The following is a 13,773-nucleotide window of genomic DNA, read 5'->3' on the forward strand; positions in this document are numbered from 1 at the left end:
TTGCCAACTCTGGCTCGGCGGGTGCGCTTCGCTTACCCGCCCTACAGCGGTTGGGTGCATAAATGTAGGGTGGGTAAGCGTAAGCGCACCCACCTTCCTGCAACGCTTACTTGATATCCGCATCCTCAAAACTAAAGCCTGTATCCGGCATCATGTAAAACCCGGTCAGCGATTTGCTGTGCGCCGACACCAGCTTCTCTACCACCAGCGGCACCCAGGGCGACTCTTTCCATAGCGTATCCTGCGCGGCTTTATACAGCGCGGCTTTACGGGCCTTATCGGTGGTTTTCAGCGCATCGGCGAGATCTTTATCCACCGACGGGTTGCTGTAAAAGGCCGTGTTAAACAGCGTCGGCGGCCAGTTTTGCGAGGCGAAAAGCGGCGAAAGCGCCCAGTCGGCCTCGCCGGTTGAGGCGGACCAGCCGGTGTAGAACATCCGCACGCCGCTCTCTTTCTGCCCTTTGCCTTCCACTTCCGAGGCGCGCTGGCCCGCGTCCATCGCCGTCACTTTCGCTTTAATCCCCACCTGCGCCAGCTGCTGCTGCGTAAACTGCAACACCTTCTGGGCGGTACTGTGGTTATGCGACGACCAGAGCGTGGTGCTAAAGCCGTTCGGGTAGCCCGCCTCTTTTAACAACTCGCGGGCTTTGGCCGGGTTGTATGGCCACGGCTGATACTGCTGCGCGAACTCAATCGTCGGCGGCACCACGCCGGTGGCGGGCGTCGCATAGCCCGCAAATGCCACCTTCACCAGCGCCTGACGGTTAATGGCGTAGTTAATCGCCTCGCGCACTTTCGGGTTATCGAACGGCTTCTGGGTCACGTTCATGCTGATATAACGCTGCATGATTGAAGGCGTAGCCACCAGATCCAGCTTGCTGTTTTTCTCAAGCAGCGCCGCCTGCTCGTAAGGGATCGGGAACGCGAACTGCGCTTCGCCGGTTTGCAGCATCGAGGCGCGCGTATTGTTATCCACCACCGGACGCCAGGTGATGGCGTCAAGCTTCGGCAGCCCCGGCTGCCAGTAGTGGGCGTTTTTCTTCACCTTCACAAAATCGGTCGGGTTCCACGTCACCAGTTCATACGGCCCGGTGCCGACCGGATGGAAGCCTATCTCATTGCCATATTTCTCCAGCGCCGCCGGGGAAATCATCGCCGTCGCCGGGTGGGCCAGAATATTAATAAACGCCGAGAATGGCTGTTTGAGGGTAATTTTGACCGTCGTCGGATCCACCGCCTCGGTGCTGGCGATGTTCTTATACAGGTTATAACGCTTCAGGTGGTTGTCCGGGTTGCTGGCGCGATCGAGGTTCACCTTTACCGCCGCGGCGTTAAAATCGGTGCCGTCCTGGAACTTCACGCCGCTGCGCAGCTTAATCGTGTAGACCAGCCCGTCGTCCGACACGCTGTAGCTTTCCGCCAGCACGTTCTGCACTTTCATCGATTTATCGAGGCCAAACAGCCCCTGATAGAACGATTTGGCGACCTGCTGGGAGAGCGTGTCGTTGGCGTCGTAAGGATCGAGCGTGGTGAAACTTGAGCCCACGGCCACGACAATCTCTTTCTGCGCAAAGGCGGGCGCGGCGGCCAGCGCAGAAGCCAGCCCTGCCGCGACCAGCCAGCGGCGTGCGATGTGTTGTGTCATAGTCTTCTCCTGAAAGCCGTACCTGAAAAATTAAAAATGGTGGTCCGTCGCCCCTACGGGGTGGCGCGCCACATAATGTCCCTGCCCCACCTGCACCAGCGGCGCGACAAACGGCGCGTCGCCTTTCGGGCGCGTGGCGCTCGGGATCTCATCGGAAAGCAGCACGGGCTGACGGCGCGGATGACCAGGATCGGCCACCGGCACCGCCGCCATCAGCTTGCGGGTGTAGGGGTGTTGTGGGTTTTCAAACACCGCGCGGCGCGGACCTATCTCAACAATCTGCCCGAGATACATCACCGCCACGCGGTGGCTGATACGCTCCACCACCGCCATATCGTGTGAAATAAACAGAAACGAAATGCCAAAATCGCGCTGCAAATCAAGCAGCAGGTTAATGATTTGCGCGCGGATAGAGACATCAAGCGCGGAGACCGACTCATCGGCGATCACCACTTTCGGGTTGAGCGCCAGCGCGCGCGCAATACAGATACGCTGGCGCTGGCCGCCGGAAAACTCATGCGGGTAACGCCAGGCGTGCTCGGGCTTCAGCCCCACGCGTTCCAGCAGCCACGCCACGCGCTTGCGCGCCGCCTCGCCGTCGAGCAACCGGTGCACCAGCAGCGGCTCCATAATGGAATAACCGACCGTCAGGCGCGGATCGAGCGAGGCGTAAGGGTCCTGAAAGATAAACTGCATATCGCGGCGCACCGCCTGCATCGCGCTGTCGGAGAGCGTATCAATGCGTTTGCCGCCAAAGGTAATCGAGCCGCCCTGCGTCTCCACAAGGCGCAGCAGCGAGCGCCCGGTGGTCGACTTACCGCAACCCGATTCGCCCACCAGCGACAGCGTCTCGCCGGGCCACAGATCAAAACTCACTTTCTCAACCGCGTGGACTTCGCGCTTCACGCGGTTAAAGATGCCGCTGCGCACCGGAAAGCGCGTCACGAGATCGCGCACCTGGAGAATAGGCTCGCTGTCCGGCACCACCGTATCCTGCTCGGCATCGGGCGGGTCCATATCAAAACGCGGCGCGTGGTTAAGCGGGAATTTACGCGGCAGATCGGTGCCGTTCATCGCGCCTAAGCGCGGCACGGCGGCCAGCAGGGAGCGGGTATAGGGGTGCGCCGGGCGGCGGAAAATCTCCTCGACGCTGCCGGTTTCCACCGCCTCGCCCTGATACATCACCAGCACCCGGTCGGCCATATTGGCAACCACGCCCATGTCGTGGGTGATAAAAATCACGCCCATCGACATCTCCTGCTGCAATACGCGAATAAGTTGCAGGATCTGCGCCTGAATGGTGACGTCCAGCGCCGTGGTCGGCTCGTCGGCGATCAGCACCGCCGGGCGGCACGAGAGCGCCATCGCAATCATCACGCGCTGGCGCATCCCGCCGGAAAGCTGATGAGGAAAGCGCGCCAGCATCGCTTCGGACTCGGGGATGCGCACTAAATCGAGCATCCGTTTGGCCTCGCGCATGGCTTTTTCGCGCCCGAAGCCCTGATGCAGACGAATCGACTCGGCTATCTGCTCGCCTACCGGAAAGACCGGGTTCAGCGAGGTCATCGGCTCCTGAAAAATCATCGCCATGTCGGCGCCGCGTACGTCGCGCATCTGTTTCTGGCTGAACGCGCGCAGATCAATCACCTGCTCGTTGCGGCGGCGCAGCAGCAGCGGGCCGCTCTCCATCTCGCCGCCCGCCTGTTCAATCAGGCGCATCAGCGACAGCGCCGTGACCGATTTCCCCGAGCCGGATTCCCCGACAATCGCCAGCGTTTCGCCGCGTTTCAGGTTAAATGAGAGCTGGCGCACCGCGTCGGTGGGGTCGCCTTCATTTTTAAAACGTACGCTCAGGCCGGAAACCGACAACACCTGTTCTTCAGGCAACACTTCAACTTTAGGCACTGCGGTTCCTCGCTGGTGATGGTTCGGCGCATAAGCATTTAGCAAAATTATTCCTGGGCGGCTGCGTTTTTTCTATAAATATCATTATTGTTGCCGCGCTTTCAGACGAATTTTGAATATAGAAAGAGGTAAATGTGATGTAAAGCCCGCCGGGCGCGGCTGAGGGCGAAACATGCATCCCTGCCGCCCTTTCTGTCATAATAGGCGTTTTGTGATTGTCGCGCTGGAGTGAAACATGGAACCGACCGCCGGACTGATGTCCCTGGAAACCGCCCTTGAGGAGATGCTTTCCCGCATCGTTCCCCTGAGTGAGACGCAAACGCTGCCGCTGCTGAAAAGCCTGGGCCGGGTGACCGCACGCGCAGTCACCTCGCCGCTGGATGTGCCGGGCTTTGATAACGCCGCGATGGATGGCTACGCCGTGCGCCTGGCTGACGTCGCGTCCGGCGAGTGGCTGCCGGTGGCGGGTAAAGCGTTCGCGGGCCAGCCGTTTAGCGGCGAATGGCCAGCGGGCACGGTTATCCGCATCATGACCGGCGCCCCGGTGCCGCCGGGCTCAGAGGCCGTCATCATGCAGGAAGAGGCGCAGACCAGCGACGCGGGCGTGCGCTTTACCGCCGACGCGCGCGCGGGCCAGCACATCCGCCGTCGCGGCGAAGATATTCGTCAGGGCGCGGTGGTGATGGAAGCAGGCCAGAAACTGAGCGCCGCCGAACTGCCGCTGCTCGCCTCGCTCGGCATTCCCGAAGTCGAGGTAGTGCGCAAGCCGCGCGTCGCGATTTTCTCCACCGGCGATGAACTCCAGCTCCCCGGCCAGCCGCTGGCGGAAGGCCAGATATATGACACCAACCGTCTCGCGGTGCACCTGATGCTTGAAGCGCTCGGCTGCGATGTGGTTAACCTCGGCATTATCCGCGACGACCCGAACGCCCTGCGTGCCGCGTTCCAGGAGGCCGATCGCGAGGCCGATCTGGTGCTGAGCTCCGGCGGCGTTTCCGTCGGCGAAGCGGACTACACCAAAACGCTACTGGAGGAGCTTGGCGAAATCGGCTTCTGGAAACTCGCTATCAAGCCTGGCAAACCGTTCGCCTTTGGCCGCCTCGCCAACAGCTGGTTCTGCGGGCTGCCGGGCAACCCGGTTTCCGCGGCCGTCACGTTCTATCAGCTGGTGCGCCCGCTGATTGCGAGGCTGAGCGGCCAGCAGGATGTCGCCACGCCGCGCCTGCGCGTACGGGCGGCGACGCGGCTGAAAAAATCGCCCGGACGGCTCGATTTCCAGCGCGGCGTGCTGCGCACCGGCGCGGACGGCCTGCCGGAAGTGGTGAGCACCGGCCATCAGGGCTCGCATATTTTCAGCTCCTTTAGCCAGGGCAACTGCTTTATCGTGCTGGAGCGCGAACGCGGCAACATCGAGCCGGGCGAATGGGTTGAGATCGAGCTGTTTAACCACCTGTTCGGAGGCTGAAATGACCGAGGCGTTAAGCGATGCCGAGATGCTGCGCTATAACCGGCAAATCATCCTGCGGGATTTCGATTTTGACGGCCAGGAGCGGCTGAAAGCCGCGCGCGTGCTGGTGGTGGGCCTCGGCGGTCTTGGCTGCGCGGCCGCGCCTTATTTAGCGGCGGCGGGCACCGGCAGGCTGACGCTGCTCGATTTCGACACGGTGGCCCTCTCCAATCTCCAGCGCCAGGTGCTGCATCGCGACGCCACCATCGGCCAGCCGAAGGTGGAATCCGCGCGTGAGGCGCTCAGCGCCATCAATCCGCACTGCGTTATCGACACCGTCAACGCGCAGCTGGATGACGCGGCGCTCGCAGCGCTCATCGCCCGCCACGATCTGGTGCTCGACTGCACCGATAACGTGGCGACGCGCAATCAGCTCAACGCGCTCTGTTTTCGTCATAAAGTGCCGCTGGTCTCCGGCGCGGCTATCCGCATGGAAGGCCAGATCAGCGTCTTTACGTGGCAGCCCGGCGAGCCGTGCTACCGCTGCCTGAGCCGCCTGTTTGGCGACAACGCGCTGACCTGCGTGGAAGCGGGCGTGATGGCGCCGCTGGTGGGCGTTATTGGATCGTTGCAGGCGATGGAAGCCATCAAAGTGCTGGCGCGCTACGGTGAGCCGTGCGCCGGAAAGCTGGTTGTCTATGACGCGCTGCGCACGCAGTTTCGCGAAATGAAACTGGCGCGCAACCCGCACTGCGAGGTCTGCGGCGACGGGCGTTAATCGTACAGCCCGTCGCGCTGTACGCTAGCGCTCCCCCGCCCCGGCCTGACGCGGCGCACCGATTCGCGCACGTCCAGCGTGCCGTTCAAAAGCAGCGTGCCGACCGCAGCCTGCGGGCGAATGAGCCGCTGTTGCAGCATAAACACCGCCTCTTCGCCCAGCGCGTCGCGCGGCACATGCACCGCCGTCAGCGGCACATCTTCAATCGCCGCCAGGTTAAAGGCGTCGATGCTCATTACGGATATATCCTGCGGCACCCGCAGTCCTGCGTTCTGTAATGCTTTCACCGCGCCCGCCGCCATAAAGTCGCCGCCCACCAGCAGCGCGCCGGGCAGTCGCGCCGCGGGCGTTTCCTCCAGAAACCGCGTGACCAGCGCCTCGCTGCCCCTGGCGCTGAAATCCGGTGCCGTCAGCAAGTGTCGTTTCTCGTCAAACGCCAGGTTTTGCGCCTCCCAGGCGTCGCGGATGCCCGCCAGACGCAGCTCCATCGTATAGCGTCGCAGACACAGCACGTTCAGCACCTCGCGGTGGCCCATCTCAAAGAGATAGCGCGCCGCGTTCTCGCCAATCGCCCGGTGATCCGGCGCGACCGCCGGCAGACGCATTTTGCGATCGCGGCAGTTGATGAGCACGCACGGCTTACCCACATCACATGCCAGATCGTGAATGTGCGGATCGTCGATACCGAGCAGGAGCGCCGCCTCGGTCTGGGGATCGTTCATACGGGCAAGAAACAGGTTGGCGTCGGCGTCGTTCTCCTCCAGCGCGCAGTAGCGCAGCCGCACTTCATGGGGCTCCAGCGCTTTGTTAATACTCTGGATCACGCGGTAGTAAAAGATGTCGGACCGCTCATCAAACGCGCGGCGCGGCGCGAACACGACCAGACTGTTGAGCAGCAGCCTGCCTGCCGCCATATCCTCCAGCACGCCCAGCGCTTTCGCGCACTCCCGCACTTTGCGGCGCGCCTTTTCACTGGTATTGGCTTTGCCCGCCAGCACGCGGGAAACGGTGCTGAGTGACAGCCCCGTTTGTTCGGCGATCCGGGCGACCTGGAGCTTTTTACTCATTTTGTGATCCATCTCCGGTTGTGAAATGAAAAATTTTTCACGTATCTTTTTTACGATATATCCCTTCCTGTAAGGCTTCTTTTAACACAGTTATGGTCTTTGATGAAAATCCTTGCATAAAAGGGGCTACTACCATTCCAGTTGCTGCTCTACTCTCAGGTTGTCGTACAGCTTTTATCTAAAACGCGTATGGCGATCCCTACAAAAATTATGTTAATTCAAATAAATAGCGGTCTCTGCTGTGGTTTCCGGCGCGTCCGGAATGCGAGTTGTTATACCCGTCAGGCTAACCGTGGAGAAGAATAAATGAGTCAGAGCATTAATCAGGATGTCGGCGCGGTGAAAACCCGTACCCGCCGCGCCATCCGTCATCTGCGCTGGTGGGTGCTGGTGCTGTTTTTGATGGGCGTGACCGTCAACTACATCACCCGTAACTCTCTGGGCATTCTTGCGCCCGAGCTGAAAGAGAGCCTGGGCATCACCACCGAACAGTACTCCTACATCGTGGGCGCGTTTCAGCTCGCCTATACCCTGTTTCAGCCGCTGTGCGGCTGGCTGATTGATGTTATTGGTTTAAAAATCGGCTTTCTGATTTGCGCCTCGCTGTGGGCGCTGATGTGTATTCTCCATGCCGGGGCCGGCAGCTGGATGCATCTGGCGATCCTGCGCTTCTTTATGGGCGCGGCGGAAGCGGCGGCGACGCCTGCCAACGCCAAAACGCTTGGCGAATGGTTCCCGAAAAAAGAGCGTCCGGTCGCCGCAGGCTGGGCGGGCGTCGGGTTCTCCATCGGCGCGATGCTGGCGCCGCCGATTATTTACTTCGCGCATATCTCCTTCGGCTGGCAAGGCGCGTTTCTGTTTACCGGCGTGCTGGCGCTGATCTGGGTCGTGCTGTGGTGGCTCTTTTACCACAACCCGGAAAACCACCCGCGCCTGAGCGAGGAAGAACTTGCGTTTATTCGCCAGGATAACGAGCCGCCGCCGGTACGCCTGCCCTTCTTTACCGCGCTGAAAACCGTTTCAAAGAACAAACGTTTTTACGGCATCGCCATTCCGGCCTTTATGGCCGAGCCCGCCTGGGCGGTGATGAGCTTCTGGGTGCCGCTGTACCTCGCCAAAGAGCACGGCATGGATCTGAAGCAGATAGCCATGTTCGCCTGGCTGCCGTTCCTGGCCGCCGATTTAGGCTCGGTGGCGAGCGGCTATCTCACGAAGCTTTATGTACGCGTGTTCGGCTGCACGCAGATCAACTCGGTGGTGGCAAGCTCCGTGACCGGCGCGTTTCTCATGGTGTCGCTGGCGATTGTCACCCTGACGCGCGACCCGTACATCACCATCATTCTTATCTCCATCGGCGGCTTCGGGCATCAGATTATCTCCTGCATGCTGAGCGCGCTGGTGGTGGAATCGTTCGATCGCGGCCAGATGGCCACCGTTAACGGAATGCGCGGCTCCTGCGCCTGGATTGCCAGCTTCCTGTTCTCACTGATTATCGGGGTAACTGCCGACAAAATCGGCTTTAACCCGCTGTTTGTCGCCATGGGGTTCTTTGACCTGATTGGCGCTGTGTTCCTGGTTGCCTTTATTGCCGAGCGCCGCAACAACCGCGCTTTATAGGGAGATGCGAATGAAAACCCTCAAACACTGGAGATTCACCCACGCCGACGACCATCGTGTCGAGCTGACCGTCGATGACGCCCATACGCTTTGCCTGTGGGTGCTGGAGCCGGGCCTGTTCCGCGTGGCGGTGAAACGCCGCGGCGCGTATGCGCTCAACCGCACGTGGAGCATCGCGCCAGGCGACGACACGCCGTGGGAAGGCCGCTCGCGCGACAGTCTCGACGGCTTCAGCCTGCCGGGCTTTACGCTCGACGAAACGCCGGAGCGCCTGGTCATCAGCAGTGAACGCCTGCGCGTGACGGTGCATCAGCCGCTGTGGCTGGAGTGGCATTACCGCGACGATGACGGCCACTGGCAGTTTCTCACGAGCGACCGCCCCACCAGCGCCTACCTGATGAACGCGCATGGCGACGGCGTGGCGCACTATCAGCGTCGCCAGAAAGACGACCGGTATTACGGGCTGGGCGAAAAAGCGGGCGACCTGGAGCGCACTGGCCGCCGCTTCGAGATGCGTAACCTTGACGCGATGGGCTATAACGCCGCCAGCACCGATCCGCTGTATAAACATATCCCGTTTACCATTACCCGCCGCGAGCAGGTCAGCTTCGGACTGTTTTACGACAACCTGAGCAGCTGCTGGCTCGATCTCGGTAATGAAATCGACAACTATCACCTGCCCTACCGCCGCTGGCAGGCCGAAGCGGGCGATATCGATTACTACCTGTTCGTCGGCCCGCGCGTGCTGGATGTCACCAAAGCGTTTGTCCGCCTGACCGGGAAAACCCTGTTCGGCCCGAAATGGAGCCTCGGCTACAGCGGTTCAACGATGCATTACACCGACGCGCCGGATGCGCAGAATCAGCTGATGCACTTTATTCGCCTGTGCGAGGAAGAGGCTATCCCGTGCGACTCCTTCCAGCTCTCGTCGGGTTACACCTCCATCAATAATAAGCGCTACGTCTTTAACTGGAACTACGACAAAGTGCCGCAGCCGAAAGCGATGAGCGCGGCGTTTCATAACGCCGGGCTGAAGCTCGCCGCGAATATCAAGCCCTGCCTGTTGCAGGATCACCCGCGCTATACGGAAGTGGCGCAGCAGGGGCTGTTTATCCGCGATTCCGAAAACGACGCGCCGGAGCGCTCCAGCTTCTGGGATGACGAAGGCTCGCACCTCGATTTCACCAACCCGGCGACCATCGCCTGGTGGCAGAACGGCGTCACCACGCAGCTGCTGGAGATGGGCATCGATTCCACCTGGAACGACAATAACGAATATGAGGTCTGGGACGGCGAAGCGCGCTGCAACGGCTTCGGCGAGCCGGTGGCGATTAAACATATCCGCCCGGTGATGCCGCTCCTGATGATGCGCGCCTCGATGGAGGCCCAGCAGACCTTCGCGCCAGAGAAACGCCCGTACCTGATTTCGCGCTCCGGCTGCGCGGGAATGCAGCGCTACGTTCAGACCTGGAGCGGCGATAACCGCACCAGCTGGCAGACGCTGCGCTACAACATTCGCATGGGGCTGGGTATGAGCCTGTCGGGGCTGTATAACGTCGGTCACGACGTCGGCGGTTTCTCCGGCGACAAACCAGACGCAGAGCTGTTCGTGCGCTGGGTACAGAACGGCGTCATGCACCCGCGCTTTACCATCCACTCGTGGAATGACGATCGGACCGTTAACGAGCCGTGGATGTACCCGGCAGTGACGCCCGCCATTCGCAGCGCCATCGAACTGCGCTACCGTCTGCTGCCTTACCTTTATACGCTGCTGTGGCAGGCGCATGACGATGACGAGCCGATGCTGCGCCCGACGTTCCTCGACCACGAACATGACGCGCAGACTTTCCAGGAGTGCGACGAGTTTATGCTGGGCCGCGATCTGCTGGTGGCAAGCGTGGTGGAGCCCGGCGCGCGTAACCGCACGCTCTGGCTGCCCGCGAATGACCACGGCTGGTACGATTTCCACACGGGACGCTGGTACGCGGGCGGTCAGCAGGTGACGTTGGATGCGCCGCTTGAGCGTCTGCCGCTGCTGGTGCGCGCAGGCGCTGGCCTGCCGCTCAGCGCGCGACTGCGTCATGTCGATGCGCAGCGCGACGACACGCGCGAGCTGAGGCTTTTCCCGGTGCCGGGCAACGGCGATACCGCAGGCCTGCTGTTTGAAGATGACGGTGAAACCTGGGGATACCGTGAGGGTAACGCCCTGTGGGTGAACTGGCAGATGCAATGCACCGCCGACGCCATTCATCTGACGTTCTCTGTGACCGGCGATTACCGTCCGGCATGGGATGCCATTGACGTTACGCTCCCTGCCGATGAGCACCGCACGCTGTATATTAACGGCAAACCGGGGCAGCGCTGGGAGCGTTAACGCCGAAACAAAACGCTGTAATCACTACGCCGCCGCCATCCTGCCGCGGCGTTTTTTTATCTGAATAATTCCATGATTACCCGGCGAATAATAAATCTATTTTTGCGGCATAATTATTCGGAAAAATAATGACGGAGAAAAAGTGTGTTATTACGTCACATTTTATTTTTATCATTAGTAACAGTGATTATTGAGCATTATATATCATCCGGAATCGTACTTTCTTGCCGGGTTCGCGTTAGTATTACACCTCTTATTATTTGTTTTTAAATCAACGCATTAACCATATAAAAGCCAGCGCAAATAATTCACACCAAAAATATTATATTGCTTCGCATTGATTGATAAGTGAAAACACTTAACCATCGCTAATCCATCGTTATTAACCATCTGACTTGATAAAACCGGTTTGTTACCGTCGCTGCCAGTGTTTTTTTAGTGCTTTTTCTGGAACATACGGCCGTTTATCGCTACCACGACCCGCATGGTTTCAATGGGAAGATAATCCGCATTCCTTAAATTATTCCTTACAGGGATGCGTAATTACCACACAAGGAGCGTGGCGCGATGCCCACCTGTAACGTTCATATTTCGCCAGCGAGTTGCGCCAGATAAATAACGCGCCGTATCGCTATTGCCCTCAGGATTTCTCTTGATGAGAAAAAACCGGTCTGCCTGCAATAAAGGCGGCAGGCTATTTTATTTTCTGCTAAATGAAGGATTATTTATGAAAATGTCAGTGTCGTCGCCGCGCTATCGTATCAGCGCCCTTTGCCTGAGTACCTGGATTGCGCTTGGGCTGGTATCGCAGGCTCACGCCGCGATTGTTGTCGATCAGCAAAAATCCCCCACCACCACGGTTAATGTGACGGGCAACGGCGCGACGGTGGTTGACGTCAGCGCGCCGTCAGATGGCGGCGTTTCGCATAATTACTACAAACAGTTCGACGTTAATAGCGCAGGCGTGGTGCTGAATAATGGCGCAGGCAGCAGTAACACCACGCTTGCCGGCAATGTCGACGGCAACGCGAATATGTCAGGCGGCAGCGCCAGCGTGATTTTAAACGAAGTGGCCTCTTCCAACCCGAGCCAGTTAAACGGCATGGTGGAAGTGGCGGGCCAGCAGGCTGCGGTTATCATCGCCAACCCTTCGGGCATTACCTGCGACGGCTGTGGTTTCATCAATACCAGCCGCTCGACGCTGGTCACCGGCAGCGTTGACATGACAGGCGGTAAAGTCAGCGGCTTTAACGTCACGGACGGCAAAATCGTGATTACCGGCAAAGGCATGGACGACCATGCGACGGACTATACCGATATTATCTCCCGCTCCGTGGTCGTGAATGCCCAGCTTACGGCGCGTGATTTGCGGATCGTCACCGGCAGCAACAAAGTGAATTATAAAACGCTGGACGCCCAGGAAATTAAACCGGAAATATTCAGCCCTCAGCCTTCTCTGGCGCTGGATGTTTCCAGTCTCGGCGGAATGTATGCGAATAAGATTGAGCTTATTGGTACAGAAGATGGCGTCGGCGTGCGCAATAACGGCATTATTTCTACGGCTGCGGAAAGCATTTCTATCACTTTGGATGGTGAGCTGGAAAACAATAATATTATTTCCGCGAATAAAGACTTGCTTATCGATACCAATCAGCACGCTGTCGATAACGATCATGGCACCCTGCAGGCCGAGCGCGATTTAGCCATCGCCAGCGGCCAGCTTGATAACAACAATAATGGGTTAATCACGGCGGAAAGAATCAACATTAATACCCATGGCGAGACGCTGGATAATAACGGTCAGGGAATTATTGCCCGCGAAGATATCAGCGTGAGCGCAGGCGATATCGATAACGGCAGTCGCCTGACCGGCGGCGGCATGATGACGATCAGCGCCGATGAACTCAGCAACCGGGGCGAAATCAGCGCCGATACGCTGTCTGTCGCCGCGCATAAGATCAATAACCAGAATGAAATACAGGCGCAAAACACGCTGACGATAACCAGCGACACGCTGGAGAATGAAAAAGACGGGCTTATCAGCAGTGCGGGCGATATGGCGCTGCAAACCCACGATATTCGCAACCGGGGCAAAATTTATGCGCAAGGCGCGCTGGACGCCTATGCCTCCCACAGTCTCGATAACGAACAAGGCGTGCTGGGGGCTGTCGGCAATGTGACGGTCGATACCAAAACCTTAACCAATACGGCAGGCGCGATTTTCAGCGCCAGGCAGCTGGATATTGTCGCCGACACCATCGATAACAGTGCGGACATGTGTGATAGCGGTGGCACCATCGCCGGTAATACTGTCAGTATGAGCAGCGGTTATTTTAATAATGATAAGGGAACGCTGAAAGGCAACACGGTTTATTTACAAGGCGATACGTTTGATGTGGGCAACGGTACGATTTTAGCGACCGGGAATATCACCGTTAACGCCGATGACGATTTCTATGTGAATAACCACGGCTCCGTAGAATCGAGAGGGGGCGATATTACCATCAACGCCGCCGACAATTTCTCCAATGACGGCACCATCAAAGGCACCGGCGCGATTACGCTTAACAGCAGCACCTTCTCCAATAAAGGCAGCATCTCGACCAGCGATGACATCGCGATTTACGCGGCGAAATCATTCGTCAATGAAAACGGGGGTTATATTAATGGCCGCGACGGTCTGTCAATCGAGGCGGTGAATACGCTGGATAACGATGGCTCGCTCTATTCTTACGATACGATAACGCTACGTTCGCATCAGGTGACCAACCATAAAGGCGCTAAAATCTCCAGCGACGATAATGAGATTTTCACCGATCGCTTTGTGAACCATGGTCGTATCGAAGGGTATTACGATCTACACGATTATTAATCGCCCCAGGCGGTTTAACGCCAGGCCATAAAAAAACGGGGAGTCAGATGACTCCCCGTTTTTATTTT

At 58.7% G+C, this 13,773-nt stretch carries 8 protein-coding genes; 5 read left to right on the plus strand and 3 right to left on the minus strand.

Going from position 1 to position 13,773, the window contains the following annotated elements; all coding sequences use genetic code 11:
- Nucleotides 1–106: 106 nt before the first annotated feature.
- Nucleotides 107–1,645 carry a glutathione ABC transporter substrate-binding protein GsiB gene (gsiB, locus tag AACV31_RS21090; protein WP_165153453.1) on the minus strand — a complete coding sequence of 513 codons (1,539 nt, stop codon included), beginning with the start codon at nucleotides 1,643–1,645 and terminating at the stop codon, nucleotides 107–109.
- Between the two features lie 30 nt (nucleotides 1,646–1,675).
- Complete coding sequence (gene gsiA / locus AACV31_RS21095) at nucleotides 1,676–3,550, minus strand: glutathione ABC transporter ATP-binding protein GsiA (protein WP_105537848.1); 1,875 nt, start codon at nucleotides 3,548–3,550, stop codon at nucleotides 1,676–1,678.
- 235 nt (nucleotides 3,551–3,785) lie between these two features.
- Between gsiA and moeA the strand changes: the two genes are divergently transcribed.
- Together moeA and moeB are read left to right on the plus strand one after the other, a co-directional pair.
- A complete protein-coding gene (moeA, locus tag AACV31_RS21100) occupies nucleotides 3,786–5,015 on the plus strand; it encodes a molybdopterin molybdotransferase MoeA (RefSeq protein WP_165153451.1) in 1,230 nt (409 codons plus the stop codon).
- Between the two features lies 1 nt (nucleotide 5,016).
- On the plus strand, nucleotides 5,017–5,775 hold the full coding sequence (gene moeB / locus AACV31_RS21105; protein ID WP_165153450.1) for a molybdopterin-synthase adenylyltransferase MoeB: 759 nt from the start codon (nucleotides 5,017–5,019) through the stop codon (nucleotides 5,773–5,775).
- Here the strand turns inward: moeB and AACV31_RS21110 are convergent.
- Entirely contained in the window at nucleotides 5,772–6,842 is a 1,071-nt protein-coding gene (locus AACV31_RS21110; protein WP_165153449.1) for a LacI family DNA-binding transcriptional regulator, read from the minus strand. The two genes, moeB and AACV31_RS21110, sit on opposite strands and share 4 nt — an antisense overlap.
- Nucleotides 6,843–7,148: 306 nt before the next feature.
- Between AACV31_RS21110 and AACV31_RS21115 the strand changes: the two genes are divergently transcribed.
- The 3 genes from AACV31_RS21115 (at nucleotide 7,149) to AACV31_RS21125 (ending at nucleotide 13,705) form a co-directional block, all read left to right on the plus strand.
- Nucleotides 7,149–8,459: an MFS transporter gene (locus AACV31_RS21115; RefSeq protein ID WP_165153448.1), complete on the plus strand. Its 1,311-nt coding sequence runs from the start codon at nucleotides 7,149–7,151 to the stop codon at nucleotides 8,457–8,459.
- Between the two features lie 10 nt (nucleotides 8,460–8,469).
- Nucleotides 8,470–10,833: a glycoside hydrolase family 31 protein gene (locus tag AACV31_RS21120; protein WP_165153447.1), complete on the plus strand. Its 2,364-nt coding sequence runs from the start codon at nucleotides 8,470–8,472 to the stop codon at nucleotides 10,831–10,833.
- A 727-nt stretch (nucleotides 10,834–11,560) separates the two neighbouring features.
- Nucleotides 11,561–13,705, plus strand: coding sequence for a filamentous hemagglutinin N-terminal domain-containing protein (locus tag AACV31_RS21125; protein WP_165153446.1), 2,145 nt, complete (start codon nucleotides 11,561–11,563; stop codon nucleotides 13,703–13,705).
- Nucleotides 13,706–13,773 lie beyond the last annotated feature (68 nt).

The organism is Cronobacter sp. EKM101R (assembly GCF_963888145.1).
Taxonomy (GTDB): Bacteria; Pseudomonadota; Gammaproteobacteria; order Enterobacterales; family Enterobacteriaceae; genus Cronobacter; species Cronobacter turicensis.